This window comes from Caballeronia sp. dw_19, assembly GCF_018449515.1.
In the GTDB taxonomy this organism is placed as follows: domain Bacteria; phylum Pseudomonadota; class Gammaproteobacteria; order Burkholderiales; family Burkholderiaceae; genus Caballeronia.
Window position 1 is genome coordinate 1 of record NZ_JAAVUQ010000033.1, and the last position, 13565, is coordinate 13565.

A 13565-nucleotide genomic window follows, 5' to 3' on the forward strand; every position below is an offset into this window, starting at 1 on the left:
CGAAAGCACCACCCCGGCATTGACCCCTGACCACTAACCCCAAAACCGACCACCCCCACCCCCCCCCCCCCACGCCCCCCCCCTCCCCAACGCGAACAACGTCCCCGCCACCAGAATAAACGCCCCAATAATCACCTTCTGCCAGGTACTCGGCACGCCAATCAAGATCAAGACGCTATTGATCAACGTAACCAGCACCACACCGAGCAACGTCCCCACCACCGTCCCCGTCCCACCAGTAATCCTGGCGCCGCCAAGAATCACCGCCGCAATCACGTCCAGCTCAGTCCCCACCAGATCAAACGGATTCGCCAGCCGATTCGTCGATACATGCAATATCCCCGCAATCCCCGCCAGCATCCCGGTGTAACCAAAAACAAACAAGTGAATAGCCCGCAGGTTATAACCAAGCCGCTCAGCAATCGGCAAACTGCCGCCCATGGCATACACACCGCGTCCCATCATCGTGCGATTAAGCAACCACCACGTCACGCCCGCAGCAATAAACAGCGCAATCACCGAGACCGGCAGCACGGCCCGAAGCCCGTCGTTCGTGTGATAGAAAAACAGCGGCAACTGCCCGAAGCTATCCATGCTATGCGGGATATTCATGAAAAACTGCGTACCCACGAACGTCAGCAGCAACCCACGATACAAATACTGCGTGCCAATAGTCACGATCAACGAAGGCGCTTTCAGCCGATGCACCAGCACGCCATTGATCAACCCAAGCAACACGCCGCCCACCGCGCCGCAAACCAGAATCACAAAAAACGGCGCGTCAGGCCACCAGGCAAACACGGCCTTGGTGATCGAATACATCGTAAAAGCAGCAATGGCTGTAAACGACACATCGATACCGCCTGATGCCAGCACGACCAGCGTCCCCAGCGCAAACAACGACACGGTCGTCCCCGAATGCAGCAAATCGAAGAGCGTCGCGAACTGGAAGAAACGCGGATTCAACGTGCCCACCACCAGGCACGTCACAAGAATCAGCGCGACCGTGAACCACTCCGGATTGCGCACCAGCCGCCCAATCAAACTGGGCCGCCGCACCTGCGGCGCAACCTCGGCCAATGCCGGACTCAGCGCGGAAGCGCCTTGCGATGTCTGAGCAACGCGATGAAGTGACTCGCTCATGCTGCCTCTGAAAGTAAAGCGTGATAAAGATCGGCTTCAGTCAATTGCCCCGCACGATATTCGTTCGAGACTCGCCCCTTCTTCATCATCAGGATTCGGTCGCAGTTCTGCAGCAACTCGGGCAGGTCATCGCTGATCAAAATGATGCCAATGCCCTGCTCCGCCAAGCGCTGCATGATGCGGTAAATGATGTCCTTCGATCCCACATCCACACCCACCGTCGGGCCGTGCAGGATCAGGACGCGTGGGTCAATGGCCAGCCATCGGCCGATCAACACGCGTTGCTGGTTTCCTCCGGAAAGCGATTGCACCGGTTTATCGACGTCAGGCGTCGCGATCTGCAACTCCTTCACGGTGCGCTCGGCAAGCTCGCGTGCGCGCTTGCGGTCAACCTGTCCAAAGCGGTCGCGCAAACTCGAAATCATCGCGGTGATGACGTTGTCGCGAATGGATTTATCGAGGAAAAGCCCTTCATTCAAGCGGTCTTCCGGCACATAGCCTATGCGTTGCCACTTTGCATCGGACGGCGTTTTAAGCCGCACGATAGAACCATCCAGCGTCACCGTTCCGCTATCCGCAGGCGCAACACCCGCCAATGCCCGCGCCAATTCGTTGCGCCCCGAGTCGAGCAAACCGGTCACGCCAAGAATCTCTCCGCGATGCAGCGAGAACGTGACATCGGCGAACTGACGCGACCGCGATAACGCCTTCACATCCAGCACAATGTCGTGGCCATCCATGACTTCAGCCTGCCGATATCGCTCGTTCGATAACTGCTTGCCTGTCATCAACTCGCCAATCTGCGCCTTCGTGTAATTCTCGATCGGCCCTTGCGCCATCTTCTGGCCATCGCGCAGCACGATCACTTCACCGCCTATCGCGTAACACTCATCCAGCTTGTGACTCACGAACAGCACGGCTACGCCGTCGGCACGCAGCTTCGCCAGCACCGCGATCAGGTTATCGACTTCCTTTTGCGTAAGCGACGTGGTCGGCTCATCCATGATGACGAACTTCGCCGCGCTCGCTATCGCCCGCGCGATAGCCACGAGTTGCCGCGTCGCCAGCGGCAACTGCTCGACCAGCGTCGCTTGAAAATCGGTATCGCCGGGCAAGCCCACTGCTTCCAACGCACGCGCCGCTGTCTTGGCCAGCGCACGGCGATCGAAGGTCCGCGTAAGCCGCCCCGCGTGCGCGGCGAGTTCGGACGTCAACGCCACGTTCTCTGCAACACTCATGTTGGGCAGCAAAGAAAGGTCCTGATACACGGTCTCGATACCCGCCGACAACGCCTCCAGCGGCGCAAGCCGCGAGTGCCTTACGCCTTCGATCACAAGCTCGCCCTGATCGGGTGGCTGCGCGCCGGAGATGATCTTGATCAGCGTGCTCTTGCCGCAGCCGTTCTCGCCGAGCAGGTGATAAATCTGCCCACGCTGGAACGAAAGGCTCACGCCACGCAACGCATACACGCCGGTAAAGCGCTTGTGGATATCGACGACTTCGAGAAGCGGCGCTGTACTCATCATTGAACCTTCTAGCCTTTCAACTTCCTGGAGACAGCGCGCACGGCAGCCGTGCGCGCTTTACTGCTTCCTCGAAGACAATCAGAACGGATACTGCTTGTAGTTGGTCTTGTCGACGTCCACCCAGCCGGTGCCGCGCACGATGATGCCCTTGCCCGGACCCTTGGTGACCGTGACCTTGTTATAACCAACCAGACCCAGGTCCGTACCGTTCTCCACCGTCTTGCCATCGATCAGCATTTTCGCAATCTTGTTCATCGCGATACCGGCGAGCTTCGGGTCCCAGAAAGCGATGCCATTGATTGCGCCGCTCTCCAGGAACTTGCCGGCTTCCGTCGGCAGACCCGTGCCGTACACGCAGATCTTGCCAATCTTGCCGGCCTCTTCCACTGCACGCCCAATGCCGATCACGTCCAGCGACGACGACCCTTGGAAGCCAGTCAGGTCCGGGTGCTTGCGCAGCACTTCCTTCGCAACCTGGTAAGCACGTTCGCCGTCGTTATTGGTTTCGAGTTTCGGTTCGACCAGATCCATCTTCGGATACTTCTGCTTCGCATTGCCGATACCGCCATCCGCCCACTGAACCTGCGAACGGCTGCCGAGCGAGCCGACCAGCACTGCCCATTTGCCCTGGTCGCCCATGCACTTCGCAAGCCTTTCGTTCAGGCCCGCACCATACGCGGTGTTGTCGAACGCTTCGATGTCGACCATCGTGTTCTTCTCGTTATCCGCTTCATGCGTGACGACCTTGATGCCACGATCCATCGCTTTCTTGAGCGCCGGCTCGAGGGTTGGCGGATCGTAGGGAACGACCGCAATCGCCGTGACTTTCTTCGCGATCAAGTCTTCGATGATCTTCAGTTGTTGCGCAGCATCCGCCTGCCCCGGCCCGGTCTGATACGCGTTCACGCCCGGGTTGTCCTTGGCGAATTCCTTCACGCCCTCGTCCATCCGGTTGAACCAGTTGATACCCGTGACCTTGACCACCGTGACGATGGTTTCGTCGGTCGCGGCCTGCGCGACAGCAATGGCTCCGGCCGCAAGGGTGACTGCGGTAAGCGCGATGGCGATTCGATTGAGTTTCATGCGTTGTCTCCGTTATGGTTTGTATGTGCTGCACATGAGATGAAGTTTTGAAACCGAGGGAAGCTTGTTTTATCCGGTCATGCCGCTGGCGGTTTCGGTACCTTCGAAACGGGCGCGGCACCGCCCAGGCCGAAGATCGCACGCACGCGTTCTCCACCCGCCAGCGCAAGCGACGCAAGCAGCAGAAAGCCCCACGCACAGTCGCCGAAAAACTGCGATATGCCCATCAGGTTGAACAGGCTCGACAAGAACTGGAGCACGGTCGCGGCCAGGAAAACACAGACGATCCGGCCATAACCGCCCGCCGGATTCACGCCGCCCATCACGGCGATCAGGATCGCGATCAGCAAGTACGAGTTGCCGTAATCCCACTTTGCGCTCGACGTATGCGATGCACTGATGAGCCCGGCAAGCGACGCGAGCACGCCGCACATGCCGTAGGTCAGGATCAACATGCGGTCACGCGGAATGCCGGCGTAAAACGCGGCTTTCGGATTCGTGCCCATCAGGTAGAGCCGCAAACCGAAGGGCGTGCGCTTCAACACCCAACCGAGCAGCAACACCGTTACGACGAAAATCCACAGCGAGATAGGCACTTGCAGGAAGGTGCCGTTGCCGATGTCGGAGAGGGCATCGACGTATTCCACCCGCACCGACGCACCGTTGCTCAATACCACGGCGATGCCAGTAAACAGCAGCGACGTACCGAGCGTGCAGAGGATCGGCGTGAGTTTCAATCGCGCGATGATCACGCCGTTCATCAAGCCGCCAATGGCGCCGAGCGCCACCGTAATCACGCAGAACACGGCGGTGTAGAGCGAGGGCGAGTTATCGGCGGAAACGAGCATCGGCAGCAACTGCGCGGCGACCATGCCCGAGAGGTTCGCGAGCGCAACGCCCGACAAGTCGATACCGCCGTTACCCGACACCATCGAGAGCATGATGCCGAGCGCGAGCAGGCCCAGTTCGGGTAACTGGCTGCCCATTGACTGGAGGTTGTCGATATCGACGAACTGGCCATGCGATAACGCGGTCGCGACCAACACGACCAGCAAGTTCACCGCGACCAGGAAGTTCAGTTGCCGGTCGGCGAGCCATTTCGATGTGTTCATCGAGCGCTCCTCCGTTCAGGAATGGTTAGCCGACACGCTGCCGGATTGCACAGGAACGCGCAGCACCGCTTCGATCTCGGCAAGCTTCGGCATCGACGGTGCGGTGCCGGGACGCGTAACCGACAAGCTCGCCAGCGCACAGCCAAAACGCACGGCGTTCAACGGGCTTTCGCCGCGTGCAAGCGCCGCGGCAAAGCCGCCGGTGAAGCCATCGCCCGCGCCGGCCGTCTCGACCACGCGACCGCAATTGAAGGCTGGCACCAGTACCGACTGCTTCGGCGTATGCAGCAACGCACCCGCTTCACCCAGCGTCACGATCACGGCGCGCACGCCCTTTGCGAGCAGGACATCGGCGGCACGGCGGGCATCGTCGACGGAAGCCACCGTGATACCCGTCAGCGCGGTCGCTTCGGTTTCGTTCGGGGTGATGTAGTCGCAGAGCGGGAAGATGTCGTCGTCGAGCGGCAACGCGGGCGCCGGATTGAACACGGTCGTCACGCCGTGGCGACGCGCGAGTTCAAGGCCGCGCCGCGCGGCAGGAATCGGTTGTTCAAGCTGCGTGACGAACACGGCGGCGGTCGCAATATCGGCTTCTATCGCTTCGACGTCTTCGGGGCACAAGCGTCCTGCCGCACCCGCTGCAACGATGATCGCGTTGCCGCCCGTGGCGTCGTCAACAAAGATATGCGCTGCACCTGTTGCCACGCCGTCAGTCGTTATTGCCCGCGCCGTGATGCCTTCAGCGGCCCACGTCGAGCGTGCAATGTCGCCGAATGCATCGGCGCCGAGGCGCGTGCAGAAGATCACGTCGGCACCGGCGCGCGCTGCGGCCACGGCCTGGTTCGACCCCTTGCCGCCGGGTCCCATCGCAAACGCCGATCCGGCGATGGTCTCGCCAAGCAGCGGCATGCGCTCGGCGCGGAACGTGAGATCCGTCACGTAGATGCCGAGGATGACGACGCTGCGGTTCATCGCGTGCTCTCCGAATCCGAAGCGGCAGCCGGTACATCGGGCGCAAGGTTCACGCCCTTCTTGAAGATGAAGCAACCATAGCCACGTGCTTCGCCGGTCGCGATCACGCAATACGCTTGTTTGGCGCGTTCATAAAACGCAAACCGTTCGATGGAAGCAAAGGGCGTCGCGCGCCCTTCGGCGGCATCCACTTCGGTTTGCGCTTCGCGCTGCACGGCAGGGAGCGCGTTCGCGTCGCCAACGACTTCCATGCGTTCGGCCGGATGATCGACGAAACTATCCAGCGGCAACACCGACAACACCGCACGGATCGCGCGCGGCGCATTCACGCCGTCGAGCCGAAGCACATGGCCAAGCACCGTTTGGCGCGCGACGGAATCGGCGGGAAAATTGGCGTCGCAGATCACGACTTCATCGCCGTGTCCCATTGCGCACAGCGCGTGCAGGACGTCGGCGTTCAGCAGCGGATCGAGGCTCTTCAGCATTGCGTCTCCTTCATGTTGAGCGTGCCTCGCTGTGTTGCGAGGTCATCGCTCATGATTCTATTTTGAACCCGTGCTTCTGATGTTCAATCTCCGTACGGGATCCAGATGTTCTTCACTTGCACGGCTTGCCGCAGGAACGGCAGGCCTTCGCTTGCGGCATCGAACCAGTCGAACACGCGGCCATAATCGACGAACGTGCGCTTCAGGTTGCCCACCGATTCGCGCTCAGTCACCGTCGATAAATCCGCACCGCCGAAGCACCACAACGCGTCGACATCGTCGTGTTTCGCCAGGGTCGACGCCAGCGCCCGACGCTCACCGGTGACGATGTTCAACGCACCCGCCGGCACATCCGACGTCTCGACGACCTGATAAAAATCGGTCGCCACCAGCGGGCACGTTTCGCTCGGCACGGCGACCACGCGATTACCCAACGCAAGCGCCGGTGCGATCAGCGAGACGAGGCCCAGCAACGGCGCTTCGTCCGGGCACACCACGCCGATCACGCCGAGCGGTTCGTGCATCGCCAGCGCAACGCCTCTTAGCGGAGGCGAGTGCACCGCGCCATCGAACTTGTCGGCCCACGCGCCGTAAGTGAACAGACGCGTGATCGATGCTTCGACTTCACGCTCGGCATCGACGGCAGAAACGCCGGTCCGCGCCACGAGTTGCCTCGCGAATTCGTCTGCGCGTGCCGACAGGTTTTCCGCAAGGTAATACAGCACCTGGGCACGGTTATGCGTGCTGGCTTGCGACCATTTTTCAGCGTTGCGCGCAGCGGCTACAGCGTTACGAATGTCCTTGCGATTACCCTCGCCCACTTCACCGACAATCGCCCCCGACGGCGCATGCACAAGGCGCGAGTAACCGCTGTCCGGCCGAACCTGCTTGCCGCCGATAAACAGCTTCGCGGTCCGATCGAGCGCGCTGACATTATTCGTGTCGCCTTCAAAAGCGGAAGGCTGCGCAACGTGCCCGGAAGGCTCGGAACGAACAGCCAGCTTAGTCCACGCGCGCGGCTTCAGATACTCGTAAATCCCCTCGCGTCCGCCTTCACGGCCAAAGCCTGATTCGCGATACCCGCCGAAGCCGACACCGGCATCGAACAGGTTGGTCGCGTTGATCCAGACCACGCCGCATTGCAGACGTGGCGCGATATCCAGCGCGCGGCCGATGGTCTCGCTCCACACGCTCGCAGCCAGTCCATAACGGGAATGATTCGCCAGCGCGACCGCTTCGTCAGGCGTGCGAAAGCTCATTGTCACCAGCACCGGCCCGAAGATTTCTTCTTGTGCGAGCGTGGACGCGGGCGCGACGTTCGTCACCAAAGTAGGCGGATAGAACGCGCCTTGCTCGGGCATCCGAAGCCCTTTTGGCTGATGAATCTCGCAGCCTTCCTGCACACCGCGCTCGACCAGCATGCGAATGCGTTCGAGCTGCACCGTATCAACAATCGCGCCCAGATCGATGCCTTTATCGAGCGACGGCCCGACGCGCAGCGTATCCATGCGACGTTTCAATTTATCGATGAAGCGCTTCTCCACGCCTTCCTGCACCAGCAGCCGCGAACCGGCGCAGCAGACCTGGCCCTGGTTGAACCAGATTGCATCGACGACACCTTCCACGGCGCTGTCGAGATCGGCGTCATCGAATACGATGAACGGCGACTTGCCGCCGAGTTCAAGCGTGAGCGACTTGCCCGAGCCTGCGGTCGCCACGCGAATCTGCCGACCCACTTCTGTCGATCCGGTGAACGCAATCTTCGCCACTCGCGGATGTTCGACTAGCGCAGCACCGGTGCGACCGTCGCCGGTGACCACGTTCAGCACGCCTGCGGGCAAGCCTGCACGCGCTGCCAGTTCAGCGAACAACAACGCCGTGAGAGGCGTGTATTCGGCCGGCTTCAGCACCACGCAATTACCCAGCGCGAGTGCCGGTGCGATCTTCCATGAGAGCATCAGCAGCGGAAAATTCCAGGGCACGATCTGGCCGATAACCCCAAGCGGCGCCCAGTCGGCGAACTCGCGGTCCTGCAATTGTGCCCAACCTGCGTGATGCAGAAAGTGCCTTGCCACAAGAGGGATATCGATGTCGCGCGACTCGCGGATCGGCTTGCCGTTATCCATCGATTCGAGCACAGAAAATAAGCGCGCATGCCGCTGCACCATGCGCGACAGCGCATACAGATGCCGTGCGCGGCCCGCGCCGCCCAGCGCTTGCCACGCGGGCAGCGCACGATGCGCGGCATCAACCGCTGCGTCAATATCCGCCTGATCGCCCTGAGCGATGCTCGCGATCACGCGCCCGGTCGCGGGTTCCAGCGAGTCGAATTGCTCACCGGCCAGAGGCGCGCGAAAGGCGCCGTCGATGAAATGACCAAAGCCGGCCGCGTGTTGATCCAGCCAGGCGCGCGCGGCGCTGTCGTCTTCCGGTGCAGGTCCGTAATCCATCGAGGTGAAGTAGTCGGCTACGCTCATGTGGAGCTCGTGTAAGGGATGATGCGGTGCTGGTTAATCAACTCAAGCAACCGGATGTCGATGGAAAGCCGAATAGCGGCCGGTGACGTGATGCTCGAGTTGCCGTTCGATATCGGCGAGCAGGCTCGATGCGCCAATGCGGAACAACGCCGGTTCAAGCCATTCGCGGCCGAGTTCTTCCTTCATCAGGATCTGGTATTCGAGCACCGACTTGGCGGCGGACACGCCGCCCGCTGGTTTGAAGCCGATCATCACGCCGGTCCGTTCAAGGTAGTCGCGAATCATGCGCACCATGACGAGCGAAACGTCGAGCGTGGCGTTGACACCTTCCTTACCGGTGGACGTCTTGATGAAATCGGCGCCGGCCATCATGCAGACCATGGACGCCTTGGCGATATTCGAGAGCGTGCGGATGTCGCCGGTGGCGAGAATCGCTTTGATATGCGCCGCGCCGCACGCTGCGCGAAAGTCGCGCATTTCGTCGTAGAGCGCCTGCCAGTTGCCGGTGAGCACATGTTCACGCGTGACGACAATATCGATTTCCGCCGCGCCGTCTTTCACCGACGCCTCAATCTCTTTCAACTTCAGCGGATGGGGAATCAGTCCTGCCGGAAAGCCCGTGGAGACCGCCGCGACCGGGATGCCGCTACCGGCAAGCGCGGCGACGGCGATGCCGACGAAGCGGTGATACACGCACACGGCGCCGGTCTTGATCGAGCCGGGCGGCATGCCCAGCGCTTCGAGCAGGTCGTCGCGAATCGGGCGGCGTGCTTTGGCGCACAGGCGTTCGACGCGGGCGGCGGTATCGTCGCCGTTGAGCGTGGTCAGGTCGATGCAGGTGATGGCTTTGAGCAGCCAGGCGGCTTGTGCATCTTTTTTAACCGCGCGGCGCGTGCCTAGCGTACTGACTCGCCTGACGACCGCCGATTGATTGACCCGCAGGCTATCTAGCCAGGAGAGGTCCAGCGGCACGCCGGGATTGCGCTGCTGTTGCTCAAGATGGAAGAGCGGTTTGCCGCGCAAGGGGACGACGGGTTGGGAAGCAACATCGAGCATGAGCATGGCCGGTTGTGCAGCGCACAACATTTTCCGGTTAATCGATGCATTATTCTAACACCTTGTTGTTACGATTATAACATTCGGGATTATACGGAGGGAGGTCATTCGCATTGTTGTGGCAGTTTGGGGGTAGCACCGGCACGAACGAACACCCGTCCAAATATGTGGCCTTTTAATCTCCACGGTTAGAATTGCCCCTTCAGCACCAATCGCCGGAAAAAAGCATAGGCGACACCGCGGTCAAGGAGAACCCGATGGATGCATTGCCACCCGAAGAAACCATCCGCAGTGCCGTCGACCGGTCGGTAAACCGTCTGCGCCTTCAGCACGAGATCGCCGTGCAATTCGCGACGTCCGTGCTGCGCGTGCACAGCGCCAACGTGCTCCTCGACGAAGCCTGCAAGGCGGTATCGGCTGGACTGCGCTCGCGCTTCGCCAAGGTGCTGCGCTATCAACCCGAAAGCGAAACCTTCGTGCTGGAAGCCGGCATCGGCTGGGACCCGGCGGACATCGGCACAACCGAACTCGGCGCCGACGACGCCAGCCCCGCCGGCCACGCATTCGTCAGCGGCCGCCCGGTGTTGTCGAATCATCTCGGCACCGAACACCGTTTCCGCACGCCTGAACTGCTCGCCCGGCACGGCATCAAGCGCGCCATCAACGTCCCCATTCGCGGCATTCCTGAAACCTTCGGTGTGCTCGAAGCCGATAGCTCCGACGACGAAGACTTCAGCGAAACGGACATCGTATTCCTGGAAGCGATCGCGAACGTCATCTCCATGAGCCGCGAACGGCTGGCCGCGGAATCGCAAACCGGCGCCGACGAACTGTTCTCCACCAGCGTGCTGAACGCGAGCACCGACTGCATCCAGGTGCTGTCGCTGGATGGCGGTATCGAATTCATGAACGACAACGGCCTGGCAGCGCTGAGCATCGACGACTTCGCGGAGGTCGGCGGCACCACTTGCACCGACCTATGGCCTGACGATCAACGCCAGAAAGTCCTGCAGGCACTGACGAAATCCGTGGGTGGCGAACCGGTCCGGTTCGAAGGTCCCTGCCCGACCCGTGCCGGCGATGCCCGCTGGTGGGATGTGTCCGTCGCGCCTATTCTCGATACCGATGAGCGCGTCAAGCGCATCGTGCTGACCATGCGCGATGTCACCGAGCGGCACGAGAACGAGGAGAAACTCGCCGCGCTTGTGTTGAGCCAGGAGACGCAGCTTGGCAATTCGGCGTTGATGATGAAAGAGGTTCATCACCGGGTTCGCAACAGTCTTCAACTTGTGCAGACGCTGCTCGCGCTCCAGGCGAATCTCGCCGGCGATAAGTCCGTCGCCACGCATTTGCAGGCGGCAGCCACGCGCGTGCGCACGGTCGGGTCGGTGCATCACCGGCTCTATCAGGACGACGGCGCGGAAGCCACGGATGCCACCACTTACCTGCGCGGCTTGACGGCCGATCTGGCTGAATTGGCGGCGGGGCGAGAGGTATCGCTGGAAGGCGAGTCGATCGTGCTGCCCGCCGCGCGGCTCGCGCCGCTCGGGCTAGTGACGGCGGAACTTGTGACCAACGCGCTCAAGTACGGGCGCGGGACGGTGCGCGTGAAGCTGGAACGATCCGAGGCAGTCGTGCTGCTGACCGTGGAGGACGAGGGAGACGGCTTTCCCGTCGACTTCCCGAAACCGCAGGGTACAGGGCTTGGCATGCGGCTCGTGACGACTTATGCGGGCAAGGGCACGGGGGCGGTTACGGTTGACAGGTCGGTGCCGTTCAGCCGGATTGTGGTGAGGTTTCCGGCGGGGTAAAGGCGAGCTGACGGATAGCGTTGGTTCGCTTTTACGACGCAAGCCAATTAGCGACCGGTCGAGACGAGCAATACCGGTGATACCAGCGATTTCGCCAAGCGCACGACAGGGACATCGGCCTCAGGTCCAGTCCGGTCTGCAAGAGCGTTCATCAACCGCCGGTTTTCTCGCGAGTTTGCCGGAATTGCGCAAGCGAAACAACACGATTCCCCGCCTCATGCTCGTCGTCCGCCAAGGGAGCAATTTCTGCGAGCAGGGCGCGGGTCATGTGCACGGACACGGCAATATCGTTCAACGATAAACCCAGTTTTTCTCTGAGAACGGTCATCGCGCTATGAAGAAGCTCCGGCTTTTCATGCGGAATGGACATGTCCTCGTGCTCGATGTGGCGCTCGCCTTTTTCAAACAGATGTCCCAGCAACGCGCGCTTATATTGGTCTTCACCAAGAATGTTCAATTGCCGGGCGCGATACAGCATCGCTGCCTTACTCACGCGCCACCGCATTTTCAGTTGCGACAACGCTATCCAGTTAACCTGCGTGCCACCTCTCAAGGCCGGAAATTCTTTGACGAAGCTGCTTCGAGGAAGCAAGAAAGCACTGGCAAAACGATTAGCTTCGGACTCCGATTCTTTGTCTCCCGTCTTGCGGCCGACATGTCCAACGAAGTGACCGCACTCGTGCGCGTATCCGAAGCGTACGCGGCACGCTGACGCGTCGGCGCGGTTGGTCACTACGATTGGCCGGGACGATGCGATAGACAACGCATCGATATCCTTCGCCGAGTTCTCAAACGCCGTCACAACCGCTCCTGCGTTTTCAAGCACGCGAACCATATTGCCGATCGGTCCCATTCCTAACCCCCAATGCACTCTGCATTTCTCAGCGGCACGCTCGGCCGCTTCAGGGCTGTCAATGGGATATTCGGGAAAGTCCAGCTTGGGAAGCCGCAATCTGGCATCAATCGAAGCGACGAACCGGCGGAAGAGTTCGCCTTTGGCGATGACGGTCTGCTTGTCGCTCAGCTTCGCAGTGGTCAACTTGCGAAAATGGAATGCCTCTTCCGGCAACGCTTGCGGCGCGCCCGGGAAAAAGAACTGCCGCTGCACGCGAAGCACCGAAGCCAACGCATCGACGAGTTCATCTGTAGGTTGAGCCATTCCTGACTCAACCCGCTGGATGAATTGTTTCGACTTGCCGACGGCGTCTCCGACGTCAGCAAGCGAAAGGCTTTGGGCGCAGCGGACCAGTCTCAGATTGGCCGCATCGAATTCAACTGTCATTTGCCAGTATCAGCGTTAGGTCGGGAGACGTCGTCGTCCGTGTGCAGCAGGTCGGCCCGGGGAGCGTCCTGATGAACCGCATCCGGTAATTGGTCATCCATGCTGCTGAGGACGCGAACATCGCCAAATCGCCATTCGCACAGCGCATCTTCCTCAGCGTTATAACCAACGAAATAGATTTCGAGTTCGTCGTTTTCAGTCAAAGGGCGTTGAACAATAAACCGGAAAATCACTGCCTCCGCGTCGCTCGGCGCGAACAATTGATCGGTCTGGTTTCGACGCCAAAAGCCCTTCTTCTTGGGCGACTCATGATCGTCGCGAAAAAAACGAAAGGGAACACCCTCGATTTCCAGCGTAACGTCCATCGCACTATTGGTGAGCTTGAGCCAATCATGTTCACCCGAGGTACCCAGCCGGATAAGGCGTCGTCGAGAACGGCCGAAAAAGAGCGTCCCGCGGCCATAGGAGCAGTCGTCCTCTGAATCGAGCAGCGACTCGACGCCGTAATAGATCTCGCGAAGATCGCGGGCGATGACGTTAAGACGTTCTTCCGTGAGCACGGGCTTCGACTTCCAAGGCAGCGGCAAATCCATATACCCATCTCTTTTTCGGTTTTTG

11 protein-coding genes are annotated in these 13565 nt (G+C 60.6%); 1 reads left to right on the forward strand and 10 read right to left on the reverse strand.

Annotated elements, in window-relative coordinates; translation table 11 throughout:
* Window positions 1-33 precede the first annotated feature (33 nt).
* The 8 genes from HB376_RS31030 to deoC form a co-directional block, all read right to left on the reverse strand.
* Complete coding sequence (locus HB376_RS31030; RefSeq protein WP_213767495.1) at window positions 34-1143, reverse strand: ABC transporter permease; 1110 nt, start codon at window positions 1141-1143, stop codon at window positions 34-36.
* Complete coding sequence (locus tag HB376_RS31035; protein ID WP_213767496.1) at window positions 1140-2669, reverse strand: sugar ABC transporter ATP-binding protein; 1530 nt, start codon at window positions 2667-2669, stop codon at window positions 1140-1142. The genes HB376_RS31030 and HB376_RS31035 overlap by 4 nt, the downstream gene beginning before the upstream one ends.
* A 78-nt stretch (window positions 2670-2747) precedes the next feature.
* On the reverse strand, window positions 2748-3752 hold the full coding sequence (locus HB376_RS31040) for an autoinducer 2 ABC transporter substrate-binding protein (protein ID WP_213767497.1): 1005 nt from the start codon (window positions 3750-3752) through the stop codon (window positions 2748-2750).
* 77 nt (window positions 3753-3829) lie between these two features.
* Window positions 3830-4864 carry an ABC transporter permease gene (locus HB376_RS31045; protein WP_213767498.1) on the reverse strand — a complete coding sequence of 345 codons (1035 nt, stop codon included), beginning with the start codon at window positions 4862-4864 and terminating at the stop codon, window positions 3830-3832.
* Between the two features lie 15 nt (window positions 4865-4879).
* On the reverse strand, window positions 4880-5836 hold the full coding sequence (rbsK, locus tag HB376_RS31050) for a ribokinase (RefSeq protein ID WP_213767499.1): 957 nt from the start codon (window positions 5834-5836) through the stop codon (window positions 4880-4882).
* Window positions 5833-6321 (reverse strand): RbsD/FucU family protein, encoded by a 489-nt coding sequence (locus tag HB376_RS31055; RefSeq protein ID WP_213767500.1) that lies wholly within the window; start codon window positions 6319-6321, stop codon window positions 5833-5835. Before HB376_RS31055 ends, rbsK begins: the two co-directional genes overlap by 4 nt.
* A gap of 83 nt (window positions 6322-6404) precedes the next feature.
* Window positions 6405-8798 carry an aldehyde dehydrogenase family protein gene (locus tag HB376_RS31060; RefSeq protein WP_213767501.1) on the reverse strand — a complete coding sequence of 798 codons (2394 nt, stop codon included), beginning with the start codon at window positions 8796-8798 and terminating at the stop codon, window positions 6405-6407.
* A 42-nt stretch (window positions 8799-8840) separates the two neighbouring features.
* Window positions 8841-9854 (reverse strand): deoxyribose-phosphate aldolase, encoded by a 1014-nt coding sequence (deoC, locus tag HB376_RS31065; protein ID WP_213767502.1) that lies wholly within the window; start codon window positions 9852-9854, stop codon window positions 8841-8843.
* A 257-nt stretch (window positions 9855-10111) separates the two neighbouring features.
* On the opposite strand from deoC, the gene HB376_RS31070 reads away from it, so the two are divergent.
* The gene (locus HB376_RS31070; RefSeq protein ID WP_213767503.1) at window positions 10112-11665 is read left to right on the forward strand and encodes a histidine kinase dimerization/phosphoacceptor domain -containing protein; all 1554 of its coding nucleotides are present in this window, start codon (window positions 10112-10114) and stop codon (window positions 11663-11665) included.
* A gap of 151 nt (window positions 11666-11816) precedes the next feature.
* On the opposite strand, the gene HB376_RS31075 is transcribed toward HB376_RS31070, so the two are convergent.
* A complete protein-coding gene (locus tag HB376_RS31075; RefSeq protein ID WP_213767504.1) occupies window positions 11817-12947 on the reverse strand; it encodes an XRE family transcriptional regulator in 1131 nt (376 codons plus the stop codon).
* Entirely contained in the window at window positions 12944-13540 is a 597-nt protein-coding gene (locus HB376_RS31080) for a hypothetical protein (RefSeq protein WP_213767505.1), read from the reverse strand. The genes HB376_RS31075 and HB376_RS31080 overlap by 4 nt, the downstream gene beginning before the upstream one ends.
* Between the last annotated feature and the right edge of the window lie 25 nt (window positions 13541-13565).

What these genes read in the sequence shown, in the direction of transcription:
- HB376_RS31030 (WP_213767495.1), bottom strand. Translation starts at nt 1,143, where the DNA reads ATGAGCGAGTCACTTCATCGCGTTGCTCAGACATCGCAAGGCGCTTCC.
- HB376_RS31035 (WP_213767496.1), bottom strand. Translation starts at nt 2,669, where the DNA reads ATGATGAGTACAGCGCCGCTTCTCGAAGTCGTCGATATCCACAAGCGC.
- HB376_RS31040 (WP_213767497.1), bottom strand. Translation starts at nt 3,752, where the DNA reads ATGAAACTCAATCGAATCGCCATCGCGCTTACCGCAGTCACCCTTGCG.
- HB376_RS31045 (WP_213767498.1), bottom strand. Translation starts at nt 4,864, where the DNA reads ATGAACACATCGAAATGGCTCGCCGACCGGCAACTGAACTTCCTGGTC.
- rbsK (WP_213767499.1), bottom strand. Translation starts at nt 5,836, where the DNA reads ATGAACCGCAGCGTCGTCATCCTCGGCATCTACGTGACGGATCTCACG.
- HB376_RS31055 (WP_213767500.1), bottom strand. Translation starts at nt 6,321, where the DNA reads ATGCTGAAGAGCCTCGATCCGCTGCTGAACGCCGACGTCCTGCACGCG.
- HB376_RS31060 (WP_213767501.1), bottom strand. Translation starts at nt 8,798, where the DNA reads ATGAGCGTAGCCGACTACTTCACCTCGATGGATTACGGACCTGCACCG.
- deoC (WP_213767502.1), bottom strand. Translation starts at nt 9,854, where the DNA reads ATGCTCGATGTTGCTTCCCAACCCGTCGTCCCCTTGCGCGGCAAACCG.
- HB376_RS31070 (WP_213767503.1), top strand. Translation starts at nt 10,112, where the DNA reads ATGGATGCATTGCCACCCGAAGAAACCATCCGCAGTGCCGTCGACCGG.
- HB376_RS31075 (WP_213767504.1), bottom strand. Translation starts at nt 12,947, where the DNA reads ATGACAGTTGAATTCGATGCGGCCAATCTGAGACTGGTCCGCTGCGCC.
- HB376_RS31080 (WP_213767505.1), bottom strand. Translation starts at nt 13,540, where the DNA reads ATGGATTTGCCGCTGCCTTGGAAGTCGAAGCCCGTGCTCACGGAAGAA.